Annotated in this window: 16 protein-coding genes; 8 read left to right on the top strand and 8 right to left on the bottom strand. The window is 70.7% G+C overall.

The features are described 5' to 3' along the window. Window positions 1–42 precede the first annotated feature (42 nt). A complete protein-coding gene (locus ACFZDJ_RS00155; RefSeq protein WP_384906171.1) occupies window positions 43–264 on the bottom strand; it encodes a hypothetical protein in 222 nt (73 codons plus the stop codon). Window positions 265–496: 232 nt separating this feature from the next. Continuing rightward, entirely contained in the window at window positions 497–904 is a 408-nt protein-coding gene (locus tag ACFZDJ_RS00150; RefSeq protein ID WP_391056778.1) for a DUF3099 domain-containing protein, read from the bottom strand. A 246-nt stretch (window positions 905–1,150) separates the two neighbouring features. Here ACFZDJ_RS00150 and ACFZDJ_RS00145 point away from each other — a divergent pair, with 246 nt between their 5' ends. Then, window positions 1,151–1,426 (top strand): GlsB/YeaQ/YmgE family stress response membrane protein, encoded by a 276-nt coding sequence (locus ACFZDJ_RS00145; RefSeq protein ID WP_121416560.1) that lies wholly within the window; start codon window positions 1,151–1,153, stop codon window positions 1,424–1,426. A gap of 98 nt (window positions 1,427–1,524) precedes the next feature. Here ACFZDJ_RS00145 and tyrS read toward each other — a convergent pair whose 3' ends face one another. From tyrS to ACFZDJ_RS00130, 3 genes are read right to left on the bottom strand one after another with little or no spacing between them, the layout of a single operon-like run. Then, complete coding sequence (gene tyrS / locus ACFZDJ_RS00140; protein WP_168507841.1) at window positions 1,525–2,793, bottom strand: tyrosine--tRNA ligase; 1,269 nt, start codon at window positions 2,791–2,793, stop codon at window positions 1,525–1,527. Window positions 2,794–2,837: 44 nt separating this feature from the next. After that, window positions 2,838–4,232, bottom strand: a complete 1,395-nt coding sequence (locus ACFZDJ_RS00135; RefSeq protein ID WP_168507839.1) for a metallopeptidase TldD-related protein — start codon at window positions 4,230–4,232, stop codon at window positions 2,838–2,840. Continuing rightward, a complete protein-coding gene (locus ACFZDJ_RS00130; protein ID WP_390928573.1) occupies window positions 4,229–5,752 on the bottom strand; it encodes a metallopeptidase TldD-related protein in 1,524 nt (507 codons plus the stop codon). Before ACFZDJ_RS00130 ends, ACFZDJ_RS00135 begins: the two co-directional genes overlap by 4 nt. Window positions 5,753–5,980: 228 nt before the next feature. Here ACFZDJ_RS00130 and fabG point away from each other — a divergent pair, with 228 nt between their 5' ends. From fabG to ACFZDJ_RS00115, 3 genes are all read left to right on the top strand, one after another. Beyond that, window positions 5,981–6,700: a 3-oxoacyl-[acyl-carrier-protein] reductase gene (gene fabG, locus ACFZDJ_RS00125; RefSeq protein ID WP_075026117.1), complete on the top strand. Its 720-nt coding sequence runs from the start codon at window positions 5,981–5,983 to the stop codon at window positions 6,698–6,700. A gap of 5 nt (window positions 6,701–6,705) precedes the next feature. Further along, complete coding sequence (fabI, locus tag ACFZDJ_RS00120) at window positions 6,706–7,473, top strand: enoyl-ACP reductase FabI (RefSeq protein WP_168490335.1); 768 nt, start codon at window positions 6,706–6,708, stop codon at window positions 7,471–7,473. Between the two features lie 151 nt (window positions 7,474–7,624). Next, window positions 7,625–7,969, top strand: a complete 345-nt coding sequence (locus tag ACFZDJ_RS00115; RefSeq protein WP_384906144.1) for a hypothetical protein — start codon at window positions 7,625–7,627, stop codon at window positions 7,967–7,969. A gap of 9 nt (window positions 7,970–7,978) precedes the next feature. Here the strand turns inward: ACFZDJ_RS00115 and ACFZDJ_RS00110 are convergent, their stop codons facing one another. Further along, the gene (locus tag ACFZDJ_RS00110) at window positions 7,979–8,674 is read right to left on the bottom strand and encodes an FCD domain-containing protein (RefSeq protein WP_391054972.1); all 696 of its coding nucleotides are present in this window, start codon (window positions 8,672–8,674) and stop codon (window positions 7,979–7,981) included. A 111-nt stretch (window positions 8,675–8,785) separates the two neighbouring features. On the opposite strand from ACFZDJ_RS00110, the gene ACFZDJ_RS00105 reads away from it, so the two are divergent. The 4 genes from ACFZDJ_RS00105 to ACFZDJ_RS00090 all read left to right on the top strand — a co-directional run bounded on the left by ACFZDJ_RS00105 (window position 8,786) and on the right by ACFZDJ_RS00090 (window position 11,230). After that, the gene (locus ACFZDJ_RS00105; RefSeq protein ID WP_391054969.1) at window positions 8,786–10,090 is read left to right on the top strand and encodes a CynX/NimT family MFS transporter; all 1,305 of its coding nucleotides are present in this window, start codon (window positions 8,786–8,788) and stop codon (window positions 10,088–10,090) included. 47 nt (window positions 10,091–10,137) lie between these two features. Next, window positions 10,138–10,251, top strand: coding sequence for an SGM_5486 family transporter-associated protein (locus ACFZDJ_RS00100; RefSeq protein WP_097284109.1), 114 nt, complete (start codon window positions 10,138–10,140; stop codon window positions 10,249–10,251). A gap of 179 nt (window positions 10,252–10,430) precedes the next feature. Continuing rightward, a complete protein-coding gene (locus tag ACFZDJ_RS00095) occupies window positions 10,431–10,646 on the top strand; it encodes a hypothetical protein (RefSeq protein ID WP_054232224.1) in 216 nt (71 codons plus the stop codon). Between the two features lie 65 nt (window positions 10,647–10,711). Continuing rightward, window positions 10,712–11,230 carry a histidine phosphatase family protein gene (locus tag ACFZDJ_RS00090; RefSeq protein WP_168507827.1) on the top strand — a complete coding sequence of 173 codons (519 nt, stop codon included), beginning with the start codon at window positions 10,712–10,714 and terminating at the stop codon, window positions 11,228–11,230. A gap of 68 nt (window positions 11,231–11,298) precedes the next feature. Here ACFZDJ_RS00090 and serB read toward each other — a convergent pair whose 3' ends face one another. Together serB and ACFZDJ_RS00080 are read right to left on the bottom strand one after the other, a co-directional pair. Then, entirely contained in the window at window positions 11,299–12,510 is a 1,212-nt protein-coding gene (gene serB / locus ACFZDJ_RS00085) for a phosphoserine phosphatase SerB (protein WP_075026112.1), read from the bottom strand. Window positions 12,511–12,621: 111 nt separating this feature from the next. Continuing rightward, the gene (locus ACFZDJ_RS00080) at window positions 12,622–14,382 is read right to left on the bottom strand and encodes a streptophobe family protein (protein WP_391054967.1); all 1,761 of its coding nucleotides are present in this window, start codon (window positions 14,380–14,382) and stop codon (window positions 12,622–12,624) included. Window positions 14,383–14,401: the final 19 nt, after the last annotated feature.

The raw sequence follows: 14,401 nt of genomic DNA, 5'->3' as shown, positions 1-14,401 counted from the left end.
TGGGCGCGACAAGCCACAGACGACCCGCACTTCCAGAACCGCTCAGCCCTCCGGCTCCTCCCAGTCCTCCAGCCGCACCACGTCCTTCAAGAAGCCCCGCACACCGAGGAACTCGGACAGGTGCTCGCGATGCTCCTCGCAGGCGAGCCACGTCTTGCGCCGCTCGGGCGTGTGCAGCTTCGGGTTGTTCCAGGCGAGCACCCACACGGCATCGGTGCGGCAGCCCTTCGCGGAGCACTGCGGAGTGCCGGGGGCCGGGGACATGTCGGGGAGCGGGAAAGTCACGCCTCAACCCTAAACGGCCCCGAAAAGGCGACGCCGAGCAGCCACGGGGGGAGCTGCCCGGCGTCGGTCTGTCGCTCCGACGGGGGATGCGGAGCGCGTACGAAGTATGTCACGGGTAGCCCGCTGCCCGGCACCGGAACAACATGATTGATCTGAGCTTTTCTTGAGCTTGGTGCGCGACCGGATTCCGTTTTCGGCGGATCCCCCGTGGTCAGGTGAGGGTCGAGTCGGGCTCGGCCCGCTCGTGCGGCCCGCCTCCCGGACGTACCCCGGGGTCGGTCACGACGTCCTCCGGGACGGATTCCGCGGAGGTGTCCGGGCGCGGCGGCGCGATCATCGCGGGGCCGGGCAGGGTGACGAACGTCGACGGCAGCGACGGCGCGTTCTCCCGTCCGGCGTTGGCGATCACCACGGAGATGTAGGGGAGGAGTATGCCGAGCACCAGTGCGACGATCGCGACGTGCCGCTCCACGTTCCAGAGGGTCGCGGCGAGGATCACGGAGACCGTGCGGACGGACATCGAGATGACATAGCGGCGCTGCCTGCCGCGGACGTCCTCGTCGAGCCCCTGCCTGGCCCCGGTGATCCGGAAGACCTGGCTTTTGCTCTGCTTCCACATCACGTTCCACCACCTGCCCTGTGTCGGACTCTCCCCGGCCCGTACCCGGTCCGAACCCGGTCTGGGAAGCAGGCCCGAACACGTCCCACGTTACGCCGCGGCTCCGTCGCCTTCGAGACCGGGGCGGGTCCGGCCTGGGTGGACATGATGCGTCGTACCGCGTACGGCCGCGCCCGACATGCGCCGTATGGCGCACACGCCGAGACTGGGCGTAATGCTCACGTAGAGCCGTACTAGGAGGCAGACATGGGCTGGTTGTGGGCGATCATCGTGGGCTTCGTGCTCGGGCTGCTGGCCAAGGCGATCCTTCCGGGCAAGCAGCACAGCCCACTCTGGCTGACCACCATCTTCGGCATCCTCGGAGCCATCGTCGGCAACGCGATCGCCCGGGCGGTCGGCGTCGCCGAGACCCGAGGCATCGACTGGAGCCGCCACGCCTTCCAGCTCGTGGCCGCGGTCATCATCGTCTTCCTCGGCGACATGGCCTACATGGCGCTGCGGGGCAACAAGCAAAGAGCCTGACGAACAAGCGCGAAGCCCGATGACGAAGTACGACGAAGGGGCGGTCTCCCGCACGGGAAACCGCCCCCTCGTCGTGTCCAGGCCTCAGCGACTCGTGTCTAGGCCTCCGTGACCTCCACCGCCGCCAGGTTCTTCTTGCCCCGGCGCAACACCAGCCAGCGCCCGTGCAGCAGGTCCTCCTTGGCGGGGACCGCGTCCTCGGTGGTGACCTTGACGTTGTTCACGTAGGCACCGCCCTCCTTGACCGTGCGGCGCGCGGCCGACTTGCTGGCCACCAGGCCGACCTCCGCGAAGAGGTCCACCACCGGGCCGAGCTCGGCGACCTGGATGTGCGGCACCTCGGAGAGCGCCGCGGCCAGCGTCCTCCCGTCGAGCTCGGTCAGCTCGCCCTGGCCGAAGAGAGCCTTGGACGCGGCGACCACCGCGGCCGTCTGGTCGGCGCCGTGCACCAGCGTCGTCAGCTCCTCGGCCAGCGCGCGCTGGGCGGCGCGGGCCTGAGGGCGCTCCTCGGTCTGCTTCTCCAGCTCCTCGATCTCCTCGTGGGACCTGAAGCTGAAGATGCGCAGGAACTTGGAGACGTCCCGGTCGTCGGCGTTCAGCCAGAACTGGTAGAACGCGTACGGCGTGGTCATCTCGGGATCCAGCCAGACCGTGCCGGACTCCGTCTTGCCGAACTTGGTGCCGTCCGCCTTGGTGATCAGCGGGGTGCCGAGCGCGTGCACCACGGCCTCCGGCTGGACCCGGTGGATCAGGTCGGTGCCCGAGGTGAGGTTGCCCCACTGGTCGCTGCCGCCGGTCTGGAGCGTGCAACCGTACCTTCGGTACAGCTCCAGGAAGTCCATGCCCTGCAGGATCTGGTAGCTGAACTCGGTGTAGCTGATGCCCGCGTCGGAGTTGAGCCGCCGGGAGACGGCCTCCTTCGCGATCATCTTGTTGACCCGGAAGTGCTTGCCCACGTCACGCAGGAACTCGATGGCCGACAGGCCCTGGGTCCAGTCCAGGTTGTTGACCATCACCGCGGCGTTCGGACCCTCGAAGTCCAGCAGCGGTGCGATCTGCGCGCGCAGCCGCCCGACCCACTCGGCGACGACCTCGGGCGAGTTCAGCGTGCGCTCGGAGTTCGGCTTCGGGTCACCGATCAGGCCGGTGGCACCGCCGACCAGGCCCAGCGGGCGGTTGCCCGCCTGCTGGATCCGGCGCATCGTGAGGATCTGCACGAGGTTGCCGAGATGCAGACTGGGCGCGGTCGGGTCGAAGCCGCAATAGAACGTGACGGGACCGTCCGCGAACGCCTTGCGCAATGCGTCCTCGTCAGTGGAGAGGGCGATCAGCCCACGCCACTTCAGTTCGTCGACGATGTCCGTCACGGTTCTCGTATCTCCTTGAGTGGTCTCGTGAATCAGGTACGAGGTTATACGCCCTGGCTGACAGAGCTCATGTTGAAGTCGGGCACCCTCAGCGCGGGCATCGCAGCACGAGTGAACCAATCGCTCCATTCACGCGGCAATGTCTTTTCGGTACGCCCCGCCTCCGTCGCCCGAGACAGCAGGTCCACCGGCGACTCGTTGAACCGGAAGTTGTTCACCTCGCCGACGACCTGGCCGTTCTCGACGAGGTAGACGCCGTCCCGGGTCAGCCCCGTGAGCAGCAGCGTCGCCGGGTCGACCTCGCGGATGTACCAGAGGCAGGTCAGCAGCAGACCGCGCTCGGTGGCGGCGACCATCTCCTCCAGGGAGCGGTCCTCGCCGCCGTCCAGGATCAGGTTGCCGATGATCGGGGCGACGGGCAGCCCGGTGAGGCCCGCGCTGTGCCGGGTGGTGGACAGACGGTTCAGCGTGCCCTCGCGCACCCAGTCCGTCGCCGACAGGGGCAGCCCGTTGTCGAAGACGGAGGCGTCGTCGCCCGAGGAGTGCGTGAGCACGAAGGGCGCGGACTCGAGCCCCGGCTCGTTCGGGTCGCTGCGCAGGGTCAGCGGCAGCTCGGTGAGCTTCTCGCCGACACGGGTGCCGCCGCCGGGCTTGCTGAAGACGGTCCGGCCCTCGGCCGCGTCCCGGGCCGCCGCCGACCACATCTGGTAGATCAGCAGGTCCGCGACGGCGGTCGGCGGCAGCAGCGTCTCGTAGCGGCCGGCGGGCAGGTCGACGCGCCGCTCGGCCCATCCGAGCCGGGTCGCCAGCTCGGCGTCCAGGGCGGCCGGGTCGACGTCCTTGAAGTCCCGCGTGGACCGCCCCGCCCACGCCGAGCGCGTCCGGTCGGGCGACTTGGCGTTGAGTTCCAGCGTCCCGTTCGGCTGGTCGTGGCGCAGGCGCAGCCCCGTCGACGTACCGAGATAGCTGGAGACGAGCTCGTGGTTGGCGAAGCCGTACAGCTCGCGTCCGCCCGCACGGGCGCGGGCGAAGGACTCGCCGAGCGCCGGGGCGAAGTCGGCGAAGACGGCGGAGGAGGTCTCGGTCGGCGCGTCGGTGAAGTCGGGGGACTCCGGCACGCCGGTGACCAGCGGCTGGGCGTCCTCGGCGGGCCCCGCGCCGCGTGCCGCCGCCTCCGCGGCCCGCACCAGGGGTTCCAGCTCGTCCGCGGTCACGGCCGAGCGCGAGACGACCCCGGAGGCCGTGCCCTCACGGCCGTCGACGGTCGCGATGACGGTCAGGGTGCGCCCGCGTGTGACCCCGTTCGTGGTCAGCGCGTTGCCGGCCCAGCGCAGGTTGGCGGTCGAGTGCTCGTCGGCGATCACGACGCAGCCGTCGGCGCGGGAGAGTTCGAGGGCGCGCTCGACGACCTCGTGCGGCTTGTTCGTACGGGCGCTCATCGACCGGCCTCCTGAGTCGTGTTGAGGATATTGACCCCCTGGAAGAGAGCCGACGGGCAGCCGTGCGAGACCGCCGCGACCTGGCCCGGCTGAGCCTTGCCGCAGTTGAAGGCACCGCCCAGGACGTACGTCCCCGGACCACCCACCGCGGCCATCGAACCCCAGAAGTCGGTGGTCGTGGCCTGGTACGCGACATCCCGCAGCTGCCCGGTGATCCGGCCGTTCTCGATCTTGAAGAACCGCTGGCCGGTGAACTGGAAGTTGTACCTCTGCATGTCGATGGACCAGGACCGGTCACCGACGACGTAGATGCCGCGGTCCACACCCCCGATCAGGTCCTCGGTCGAGTGCCCCGCGGGGTCCGGCTGGAGCGAGACGTTGGCCATGCGCTGTACGGGCACATGCCCGGGGGAGTCGGCGTAGGCGCACCCGTTGGACCGGTCGAAGCCGGTGAGCTTCGCGATCCGCCGGTCCAGCTGGTAGCCGACGAGGGTGCCGTCCTTCACGAGGTCCCAGGACTGCCCTTCGACGCCCTCGTCGTCGTACCCGATGGTCGCGAGGCCGTGCTCGGCGGTGCGGTCACCGGTGACGTTCATCCGCTCGGAGCCGTACCTCAGCTTGCCGAGCTGGTCGAAGGTGGCGAAGGAGGTGCCGGCGTACGCCGCCTCGTAGCCCAGCGCGCGGTCCAGCTCGGTCGCGTGGCCGATGGACTCGTGGATCGTCAGCCACAGGTTGGAGGGGTCGACGACGAGGTCGTACAGCCCCGCCTCGACGCTCGGCGCCCGCATCTTCTCGGCGAGCAGCTCCGGGATCCGCGCGAGCTCGGACTCCCAGTCCCAGCCGGTGCCCATCAGGTACTCCCAGCCGCGTCCGACCGGCGGCGCGATGGTGCGCATGGAGTCGAACTCGCCGCTGGACTCGTCGACGGCGACGGCGGTGAGCTGCGGGTGCAGCCGCACGCGCTGCTGGGTGGTCACGGTCCCGGCGGTGTCGGCGTAGAACTTGTTCTCGTGGACGGTCAGCAGCGAGGCGTCGACGTGGTTGACGCCGTCGGCCGCGAGCAGCCGCGCGCTCCAGTCCGCGAGCAGCCCGGCCTTCTCCTCGTGCGGCACGGAGAAGGGGTCGATGTCGTACGACGAGATCCACGTCTTCTCGGCGTGCACCGGCTCGTCCGCCAGCTCCACGCGTTCGTCGGAACCCGCCGCCCTGATCACCTGGGCCGAGAGCTTCGCCATCGCCACGGCCTGTGACGCGACCTTCGCGGCCGCGTCCATCGTCAGATCCACACCTGACGCGAACCCCCAGGTCCCGCCGTGCACCACCCGCACCGCGTACCCCAGGTCCGTGGTGTCCGACGATCCGGCGGGCTTGGCGTCCCGCAGCCGCCAGGACGCGCTTCGCACCCGCTCGAACCGGAAGTCCGCGTGCTCGGCCCCCAGCGCGCGCGCCCGTGCGAGCGCGGCGTCGGCCAGGGCCCGCAGTGGCAGTGCCGTGAAGGCTTCGTCGATGGAATGAGGCACGGAGGTCTCCCTGCTGTCGTGGCCTGTCGTGTCCGATCATGTCGCGCGGTCGGGTGCGGGGGCCACATCTTTCCGTTCGCGCATCGAGGCTTTCTGTAGGGATCCGACAGTGAGTCCCCCGCGCCACTGTCGGTGCCCGATTCTCCGGGAGGCGTAAGGGACCGATAGGTTTCCAAGGAAGGCGCCTGTCTTGCAGGGGTTTCAGACAGCTATCGAAAGGGTGATCCGTTGAGCCGCTCGGTTCTCGTCACCGGAGGCAACCGGGGCATCGGCCTCGCCATCGCCCGCGCGTTCGCCGATGCCGGCGACAAGGTCGCGATCACATACCGCTCGGGTGAGCCGCCGGCCGCCCTCACCGCACTGGGCTGCCTCGCCGTCAAGTGCGACATCACCGACACCGAGCAGGTGGAGCAGGCCTACAAGGAGATCGAGGCCGAGCACGGCCCCGTCGAGATCCTGGTCGCCAACGCGGGCGTCACCAAGGACCAGCTTCTGATGCGGATGTCCGAGGAGGACTTCACCTCCGTCCTCGACACCAACCTGACCGGCGCCTTCCGGGTCGTCAAGCGTGCCAACCGTGGGATGCTCCGTGCCAAGAAGGGGCGGGTCGTCCTCATTTCGTCGGTCGTGGGGCTGCTCGGCTCCGCGGGGCAGTCGAACTACGCCGCCTCCAAGGCCGCTCTTGTCGGCTTCGCGCGTTCACTCGCCCGCGAACTCGGCTCGCGCAACATCACCTTCAACGTCGTCGCGCCCGGTTTCGTCGACACCGACATGACCAAGGCGCTCACCGACGAGCAGCGTGCGGGCATCGTCGCCCAGGTGCCGCTCGGCCGGTACGCGCAGCCCGAGGAGATCGCCGCGACGGTGCGGTTCCTCGCCTCGGACGACGCCTCGTACATCACTGGAGCCGTCATTCCGGTTGACGGCGGACTGGGAATGGGTCACTGATCACCATGAGCGGAATCCTCGAGGGCAAGCGCGTCCTGATCACCGGTGTGCTGATGGAGTCCTCCATCGCCTTCCACACCGCCAAGCTGGCCCAGGAGCAGGGCGCCGAGATCATCCTGACCGCGTTCCCGCGGCCCACGCTGACCGAGCGCATCGCCAGGAAGCTCCCCAAGCCCACCAAGGTCATCGAGCTCGACGTGACCAACGACGAGCACCTGGCGCGTCTCGCCGACGTCGTCGGCGAGGAGCTGGGCGGCCTCGACGGCGTCGTGCACTCCATCGGCTTCGCGCCGCAGGACGCCCTCGGCGGCAACTTCCTCAACACCCCCTTCGAGTCGGTCGCCACGGCCATGCACGTCTCGGCGTTCTCCCTGAAGTCGCTGACCATGGCCTGCCTGCCGCTGATGCAGAACGGCGGCTCCGTCGTCGGCCTCACCTTCGACGCGCAGTACGCCTGGCCGCAGTACGACTGGATGGGCCCGGCCAAGGCCGCCCTGGAGTCCGTGAACCGCTACCTCGCCCGCGACCTGGGCAAGCAGAACGTGCGCTCCAACCTGATCTCGGCGGGCCCGATCGGCTCCATGGCCGCCAAGTCCATCCCGGGCTTCGGCGAGCTCGCCTCCGTCTGGGACACCCGGGCGCCCCTCGAGTGGGACCTCAAGGACCCGGAGCCGGCCGGCCGCGGTGTCGTCGCGCTGCTGAGCGACTGGTTCCCGAAGACCACCGGCGAGATCATCCACGTGGACGGCGGACTGCACGCCATCGGCGCCTGATTTCCCCCATCTGGCCGACGCCCCGATTCCCGCAACGCGGGGAGCGGGGCGTCGCCCGTTCGGCCTAGTCGGCCGGGCGTCCCGGGCATCGCACCGCGCACGCTGGAACTACGCACCGCCCCGCAGCCGTACGGCCGAGGAGGTCCCCCTTGTGCGCCTGTCCCGCCGTTTTGCCCCGGTGTTCGCCGCTGTCGCCGTCATGATGGTTCTGCCGTACGACGCCGTGCCCCACACGCGCGTAGTGCACGGAAAACTCCCCGTCCCTCAGCCTTTCGGTGCAGAGTGCCGCACCACGGTCCAGGGTTCGCACGTGACCGCCTACTGCCACAACCCCTACCCGGAGACCGACCGGGTCGCCCTGCACATCGAGTGCGACCGCTGGTGGGACATCGACACCGACACCGACCCGGTCGACGCGGGCCCCGCGATGACGGTCCGGCTGGCCGGCCGGTGCTGGGAGGAGGTCCGGTCGGCGTGGGTCAGCCACCAGAAGTGACCGTGTTCGTCAGTGGTCGGAGGCCGAGGGCCTGAGCCGTCCAGGACGGCACTGGAACGGATAGCCCCCGGCTTCCGTGCCTGCCGTCTCCGTGTTCCCCGCGCGGATCGCGTCGACGAGCCGCGCGTGGTCCATGTACGTCTCCGGCGTCAGCTTCCCGCCGACGTCCTCGCGCAGCCAGTCGCGCAGCACCTCGCCCAGGTCCGCGTACATCGCCGTCATGACGTCGTTGTGGGACGCGGCCACCACCGCCAGGTGGAAGATCGCGTCGGCCGCCACGAAGGCCTCCGCGTCACCCGACTCCCAGGCCTCCTCCCGCCGTACGAGCAGCGCGTCGAGCTGCTTCAGATCGCGCTCGGTGCGCCGCTCGGCGGCCAGCTTCGCCGCGCTCGACTCCAGCGTGGCGCGCAGCTCCGCGATGTGCCGCGGATCGGCGTCGGCGAAGCGCCGGTGCATCACGCCCGCGAGTTCGCTGGTCGCCACGACATAGGTGCCCGAGCCCTGGCGGATGTCGAGCAGACCGTTGTGGGCCAGCGCGCGGACGGCCTCGCGGACGGTGTTGCGAGCGACGCCCAGCTGGTCGACGAGCTCCGGCTCGGTGGGGATGCGGGAGCCGACCGGCCACTCGCCCGAGGTGATCTGGTTCCGCAGCTCGGCGATGACCTGCTCGGACAGCGCCGAACGGCGGGGGTGGCTCAGCGGCATGGCGGTCCTTCGTACGGGCCCGGTGTGATCGTTCGCGCGGGGCCGGAGAATCCGGAGATTAACGCAACGGGATTGGACAGCCAATCATCCCATGATTCTATGATGGGCCTCATGGTGAGCGAGGAGACCCGGACGACGACGGCCACACCCATACGCGGTTCCGCCGAGGGCACGGAGCCCCGATCGCAGCCCACGCGCGCGTGGATGACGCGGCTGGTGACGGTCGGCATCGTCCTCACGGCCCTCAACCTGCGCCCCGCCATCACCAGCTTCGGCGCGCTCCTGGAAGACGTGCGCGACGGGCTCGGCATGAGCGGCACCGTCGCCGGACTGCTCACCTCCGTCCCCCCGCTCTGCTTCGCCGTCTTCGGCGTCATGGCGCCGCGCCTCGCCCGCCGCTTCGGACCGGGCGCGGTCGTCTGCGCCGGAATGGTCGCCATCACGGCGGGGCTCGCGATCCGGCCGTACACCGGGAGCGCGGTCGGCTTCCTGGCCGCCAGCGCCCTCGCACTGATGGGTATCGCCGTCAGCAACGTCCTGATGCCGGTGATCGTCAAACGCTGGTTCCCGGACCGGGTCGGCTCCATGACCGGCCTCTACTCGATGGCGCTCGCCCTGGGCACCTCGGCCGCGGCGGCGGTGACCGTGCCCGTGACCGACGCCCTGGGCGGCGGCTGGCAGTCGGGCCTCGCGGTGTGGGCGGGCCTGGCGGCGGCCGCCGTACTGCCCTGGATCGCGCTGGTACGCGCGCGGGGCGCCGATTCCCGCGACGGAGAGCCGGCGCGGGCGGAGCACCCCGCCCCGCGGGAACCCGGCGCACTGCGCATCACCCGCAGCCGGACCGCCTGGGCGCTCGCCGTCTTCTTCGGACTCCAGGCCACCGCCGCGTACATCACGATGGGCTGGATGGCGCAGATCTTCCGCGACGCGGGTGTCTCCGCGGGCACCGCGGGGCTGCTCCTCGCCGTCACGATGGTGATGGGCGTGCCCCTGGCCTTCGTCATCCCGCGCCTCGCCACCCGCATGCCCCACCAGGGGCCGATCGTGGTCGCGCTCGGTGTCTGCGGCCTCGCGGGATACGCGGGCCTCTACCTCGCCCCGGCGGGCGGAGCCTGGGCCTGGGCCCTCCTGCTCGGTGTCGCCAACTGCGCCTTCCCGCTGGCCCTCACCATGGTCGGCATGCGGGCCAGGACCGGTGCGGGCGTCGCCCAGCTGTCGGCGTTCGCGCAGAGCACCGGGTATCTGATCTCGATCCCCGGACCCCTCCTCGTGGGCGTGCTCTACCAGCACAGCGGCGGCTGGGGGCTGCCGATCGCGCTCATGGCCGCACTGATGATCCCGCAGATCGCGGTGGGCGTCCTGGCCGGCCGGGACCGCACGGTGGAGGACGAGGCCGCGCCCGGCCGCCGCGCCTGACACCCCCCGAGGGCGGAGGTGGGGACGAAGGGTGCGAGACTGGCCGTATGGCGCTCGACCCGAACCCCCAGAACGGCCAGAAGAAGCTGCTACTCGTGCTCGGCGCGATGCTGGCCATCACCGTGATCATCGGCATCATCGCGTCGATCGCCTCCCCCTGACCGCCACCGCGGGCCCCTGGGACGCCGAGGGTGGGGCTAGCCCCCCTGTCCCCTAGGGGGTGAGTGTCAGGGTCAAGTGGGTGGATCACCGGATGGGTTGACGGCCCAGGAATCCGTAACTTCGAGTTGTGGCCGCGAGGACGCGGACCACGGAGCACTCGATGCCCCACGGAGGCGGCATGTCGGCCCGTACGCACACCCGGCCCCACCCGGCGACCCCGGGCGGCGTGGACATCCGGCTGCCCTGGTGGGCCCTCGCCCTGCCCGCACTCGCCTTCGTCGCCCTGCTGCTCCTGATACTGAACCCGGCGGACGCGCACGCCGCGGGCGGCGACCCCGCGATCACCCACCTCTTCGAGCGCGTCCAGCAGACGGTGCTGCACCAGACCCCCTGAGCACCCCTGGGGGAGCAGGTCAACTCTCAGCGCCGCATGGCGTGTTTCATGCGAAGCTGGGACCCATGAGCGTCGCAGAACCCCGCAGGATTGTTCTCTTCCGGCATGCGAAAGCCGACTGGCCACAGGTGTCCGACCACGAGCGGCCGCTCGCTGACCGGGGCCGTAAGGACGCCGTCCTCGCCGGACGCAAGCTGGCCGACACCGGGATCCCTTTCGATATGGCCCTCTGCTCCACGGCGACCCGCACCCGGGAAACCTGGAAGCTCGCCGTCCACGAGTTCCCGCACCGGCCGAAAACCGTCTATGAGGAGCGGCTCTACGAGGCCTCGCCCGGCGAGCTGATCGCCGTACTCAACGAGACCCCGGACGACGCGCACAACGTGGTCCTGATCGGCCACAACCCCGGCATCCAGGGCCTCGCCGACGTTCTGGCCGGACAGGCCGAGGGCGACACCCGCGCCCGGATGGCCGCCCACGGCTTCCACACGGGCGCCTACGCCGTGCTCTCCGTCGAGGGCTCCTGGAAATCCCTGGAGCCCGGAGTGTGCACGCTGACCGACTACTGGGCGCCGACCGAGTAACCCACCCGACAGTGACGGGGGCCCGGCACCAGCACGGTGCCGGGCCCCCGCCGACGTATGTCCTGCCCTCAGTGGTCGCCGAGGTGCATGTCCGCCGCCTCGACCTCTTCGCGGGTGACACCCAGCAGATACAGCACGGTGTCCAGGAAGGGGAAATTCACCGCGGTGTGCGCGGCCTGGCGGACGACGGGCTTGGCGTTGAAGGCGACGCCGAGACCGGCCGCGTTGAGCATGTCGAGGTCATTGGCCCCGTCGCCGATCGCCACGGTCTGGGCGAGCGGCACCCCCGCCTCGGCGGCGAACCGGCGCAGCAGCCGTGCCTTGCCCGCGCGGTCCACGATCTCCCCGGTGACCCTGCCCGTCAGCTTCCCGTCGACGATCTCCAGCGTGTTGGCCTGCGCGAAGTCGAGCCCGAGCCGCTCCTTCAGATCGTCCGTGACCTGCGTGAATCCGCCCGAGACGACACCGACTTGGAAACCGAGCCGCTTCAGCGTACGGATCAGCGTGCGCGCCCCCGGCGTCAGCCGCACCTCCTCGCGCACCTTGGTCACCACCGAGGCGTCCAGCCCCTTGAGCAGCGCCACACGCGCGTGCAGAGACTGCTCGAAGTCCAGCTCCCCGCGCATCGCGGCCGCCGTCACCTCGGCGACCTGCTCCTCGCACCCGGCGTGCGCGGCGAAGAGCTCGATCACCTCGTCCTGGATGAGCGTCGAGTCCACATCCATGACGACCAGACGCTGTGCCCTGCGGTGCAGCCCCGCCGCCACCACCGCGATGTCCACTCCGAGCGCCGCGGCCTCGGTCACCAGCGCGGTGCGCAGCGCCTCGGTCCCCGTACCGGACACGGCGAACTCGACCGCCGTCACCGGGTACTTGGCGAGCCGGAAGATACGGTCGATGTTGCCGCCGGTCTTGGTGATCCGGGCGGCGATCGCGGCCGTCGACTCGGCGGTGAGCGGATGCCCGAGCACGGTGACGAGGGACCGCCCGAGGCCGCGCGGCCGGTTGTCGCCGAGGCCGGAGATGATCTCCGCCTGCATCTTCATCGACTCCGCCCAGCTGTGGACGGTGGCCCGCAGATCGCCCTCCAGACCGGCCGGCGGCTCGGTCACGAGCGCGCAGAGCACGATCCGGCCACGGGTGACGACCTGCTCGATGTCGACCACCTCGACGGAGTAGGCGGCGAGGGTGTCGAAGAGTCCGGCCGTGATACCCGGCCGGTCCTTGCCGAAGATCTTGACGAGGAGAGTGGGGACCTCGGGGGTCTGCGAAGCGCTCATGGTGCCTCCACCGTATCCGGCACCCAGTGCCTTCCGCCCCTGAGGTCCGTCCAGCGGACGGGGAACACTGGGTGTCGGAGCGGTGTCGAGCGCGTTGCCCGGCGACGGCGATCAGTTCTGCCGCCCTGGCCCCGGCGGCGCGGAAGGTCCCTGGTCGGGCGGCGGCTGCGGCGGAGGCGGCACATCGCGCCCCCGTGGCCGCCGCTTCTGTGGTCCGGGTGGCGGCGCCATCGGCCGGACGACCGTCGGCGCACCGTACACGTCGTCGGGCGAGCGCGGCCGCTCCGGCGGCCGACCGTCGGCGGGTTCCCGCAGTGCGTCGGGCAGTCGCAGATAGGGATTGGTGTCGGGGTTCGCCGGCCGGTACGGCGCGCTCGGGGCGTATGGCCCGGGGTGCCCGGGGAGGTCAGGGGCGGGCGCGGTGACCGGGGGACCCGCGTCACCCAGTGCCAGCGGCGCCGCCCGCCGCCCCGCGGCCCCGCTCGCGTACGCCAGCAGCGCCCCCGCCGCCCCCGCGCCCGCACCCCAGGCGGCGCCGAGCAGCAGCGCCATGCCCAGATGCCCGTGCAACCGGATTCCGGCACCGAACGCGTCGATGCCGAACACCGACAGCGAGGCGTCCACGGACACGTCCGTCAGCCACGCCAGCAGTGGCAGCGCCAGCGCCGTCACGATGCCGAGCCGAAGAGCGCAGTGCCCGGCGAAACCGAGGGCGCCCCCTCCTCGTACATCGGGAGCAGCCGGAGTTCCCACCGAAGCCGCACCCTGCCCCCGTACAAAAGGCGTACGCGAGGCGGCGAGGACGCCCGCGAACAGCATCATGACCGCGGTCGCGACCCCCAACAGCCACACCCTTCCGTCGAGTTCGGCGAGCCGGCCCAGGGTGACGGGCTGATCGGAGTCGACGCTCAGCAACCGGTCCAGCGGGTGGGGGAGCAGCTTGGCGAGTTCGCCGGTGGCCTTGCCGTCCCAGGGCACGAAGAGGCCGATCGGGATGCCGAGCCACACCCCGTTGGGCGCGCCGAGCAGCGCGGCGCCCGCGATCAGTTTGGGATGGGGATCACCGATCGCCGCGTACGCCGCCGCCGCGAGGCCCGCGAGGACCGCCACCAGGAACACCGTGACCAGCGCGGACGCGGCCGGGCGCACCATCTTGTGCACGCCCTCCCAGCCGCGCGGCAGCGGGGTGCGACGGGAGGCGAGCAGGGAGATCACCAGGATTCCGGCCGCCCAGGCCGCGCCGCCGAGCAGCGTGGGCACCGTGTCGACGGTGAAGCCCACGGCCGCCTGCGCGTGCACCAGGTCGCTGATCTTGCCGGGCAGCAGTCCGCCGAGGTCCCCGAGCCCGCCGGGGAGCTTGTCGGTGATGTTCCCGAGGCCGCCGCCGCCCGTCACCCGGTCGAGGCCGAGCTTGCTCCCGTCGATCGTGATGACGTCGTGCCCGGCCCAGGCGAGCCCGCCCAGCGTCGCCACGAACAGCACGACCACCGCGCCCGCGCGCGCGAGGAGTTCGGACGGCGCGATCACAACTCCCGCTCCGCGCAGGGAGCGCAGGAAGAAGAAGGAGAGCAGGAGCGCGCCCACCAGTCCCACGCCCAGTGGCGTGATCTGTATGGCCGTGTGCGCCTGTGCCCCCTTCAGACCGAAGGCCGACACATCGCCGGACGGTTTGACCGCACCATTGGCCCCAAGGGCCACCACCGCCGCGGTCATCGGCCCGAGCGAGCCCGCCGCGTCCGCGCCGACCAGATGCAGACCGAGCGCGGCCGTGCCCGCCATCGCGATCAACGCCCAGCTCACCGAGGCGATCGCGGACAACAGCACATCCCCCCACGGCAGTCGCCTGCCGTGTCCCGCGGTGTCGATGCTCATCGTCAGACCCCCCGATCCG

It is taken from the genome of Streptomyces sp. NPDC007896, assembly GCF_042959425.1.
Classification (GTDB): Bacteria; Actinomycetota; Actinomycetes; order Streptomycetales; family Streptomycetaceae; genus Streptomyces.
This window is presented reverse-complemented; position numbering and strand designations above follow the sequence as displayed.